The following is a 744-nucleotide window of genomic DNA, read 5'->3' on the forward strand; positions in this document are numbered from 1 at the left end:
TAAAAGAGTCAGTTGTGATTACCAATGATGGAGGGTTCAACCCAAATGTTCCTGGGGAATACACGATTACTTTTAAAGTAACGGATAAGAACGGTGCAAGTGTTACAAAGTCATCTTTAGTGATAGTAGAAGTTAAAGAAGTTGACCCAAACGTTCCATCTAACCCTAATAATCCTACAGACCCAGAAACACCTGAAAGTCCAGAGACACCTGAAAGTCCAGAAACACCTGAAAGTTCAGAGACACCTGAAAGTCCAGAAACACCTGAAAGTTCAGAAACTCCTGAAAGTTCAGAAACACCTGAAAGTTCAGAGACACCTGAAAGTTCAGAGACACCTGAAAGTCCAGAAACACCTGAAAGTTCAGAGACACCTGAAAGTTCAGAGACACCTGAAAAGCCTAACCCTCAAGTACCTAATGGTGAGATGGATGAAGCTTCCGTTTTACCAGCAACAGGGGATGCAGGAGCATATGCCATCTTCTCTGGAGCTGCCCTTTCTATTTTAGCTGGATTGTTCCTTACAATGCCTAAAAAGAAAGAAAACGAAAAGTAAAATTTAAATAATTTGTTTTATGAACGAATTCATTTCCGGATAGTTATTAACTAGGGTATACAGATAAAATTTTTTGGCTTTATGTCAAATAGGGTTGATGCTATCCAAGGAGATTAAGCAACTAACGGTTGCTTGGTCTCCTTTTCTTTTCTTCCTGACACATATAATCTTGATATTAAAAGTATTCTAT

At 38.6% G+C, this 744-nt stretch carries 1 protein-coding gene; it reads left to right on the plus strand.

The features are described from left to right. The coding region (locus ACQV2G_RS09125) for an LPXTG cell wall anchor domain-containing protein (protein ID WP_428876646.1) at positions 1–554 on the plus strand (554 nt) is incomplete at its 5' end. Positions 555–744 lie beyond the last annotated feature (190 nt).

This window comes from Facklamia sp. P12955 (assembly GCF_050409565.1).
Lineage (GTDB): Bacteria > Bacillota > Bacilli > Lactobacillales > Aerococcaceae > Facklamia.